The 1,433-nt window shown below is 45.6% G+C and carries 1 pseudogene; it reads left to right on the top strand.

The features are described from left to right. Nucleotides 1–70: 70 nt before the first annotated feature. Nucleotides 71–1,433: pseudogene (locus tag AAEY93_RS20230) on the top strand (IS3 family transposase); the annotation flags it as partial.

Raw genomic sequence — 1,433 nt, 5'->3', positions numbered from 1 at the left:
GTGTCAGGATTGTTGTCACCCCTTAAAATCATCCAATAATTAAATAGAGGGGGCGGTCAATGAGAGCTCAATGGCACGATATTCATCTGAACGTAAAGAAGCAGTTTTAAAGAAGTTATTGCCTCCCCACAATATGACCGTCATGGAAGTGGCACGTAGTGAAGGGATCGCCTACCAAACCCTGTATCATTGGCGCGATAAAGCTAAAAAAGAGGGTCGCCCAGTGCCAGGTAAAAAATTGACCAGTAATGATTGGTCGGCCGAAGCTAAGTTTGCCGTTCTCATTGAAACAGCGCCAATGTCTGAAGCTGAAGTAAGCCAATATTGCCGAGAAAATGGTTTGTTTCGAGAACAAGTTCAGCAGTGGAAACAAGATTGTTTAGGGGGCTTTACGACAAGTGAAGTTCAAGCCAAAACGATTAAGCAGCAAGCCAAATCAGACAAAGCAGAAATCAAATCCCTGCAACGAGAGCTACGCTACAAAGAGAAGGCGTTAGCAGAAACAGCGGCTTTACTGGTGCTTAGAAAAAAGCTCAATGCGCTTTGGGAGGACGACAACGAGGAGAGTTAACGCCTTTGCCTAAGCGCATAACATTGGTGAATTTAATACAAGAAGCGTATGCCCACGGTGCACGTCTTTACAAGGCTTGCGCTGAAGCAGAGCTAAGTAAGCGGACGTATCGGCGCTGGTATCGAGCAGGAAAAGTACAAGCTGATTTAAGGCCCTCGGCGGTAAGACAGGAGCCAGCCAACAAGCTTAGTGATGACGAGGAAAAGCTGATACTGGCAACCTCGAATGAGGCAAGGTTTGCGAGTCTACCTCCCTCACAAATCGTGCCGACGCTGCTTGATGAAGGGGTCTATATCGCTTCAGAGTCGAGTTTTTACCGAGTGTTAAAAGCCAATGCTCAATTAAATCGACGTGGACGAAGCCAAAGCATAACAAAAAGAAGTAAACCAGATGCTTATGTTGCAGATGGGCCGAACAAAGTGTGGTCTTGGGATATCACTTATTTAGCTTCGGTCATCAAAGGACGCTTTTATTATCTGTATATGTTTGAGGATATTTATAGCCGTAAGGTTGTGGGTTATGAAGTCCATGAACGTGAATGTGGTGAGCTAGCGGCCGAGTTAATGCAACGCAATATGCTGCGTGAGCAATGCTTTAAGAAGCCACTGGTATTGCACTCAGATAATGGTGCTCCGATGAAGTCGTTAACAATGAAAGCCAAGCTTGAAGAGTTAGGCGTTACCGCGTCATTAAGCCGCCCGAGTGTCAGTAACGATAACCCTTACTCCGAGTCGCTGTTTAGAACATTAAAGTATCGGCCAGAATGGCCTAGCTCTGGCTTTAAAAGCATCACCGAAGCACGAGAATGGGTCGAAGTATTTGTGACTTGGTACAATACTAAGCATAAACACAGCAAGCTCAA

Source organism: Shewanella sp. CAL98-MNA-CIBAN-0140, assembly GCF_040309905.1.
Lineage (GTDB): Bacteria > Pseudomonadota > Gammaproteobacteria > Enterobacterales > Shewanellaceae > Shewanella > Shewanella psychromarinicola.
The sequence above is the reverse complement of the archived record's forward strand: the minus strand, read 5'-3'. Positions and strand labels throughout refer to the sequence as shown.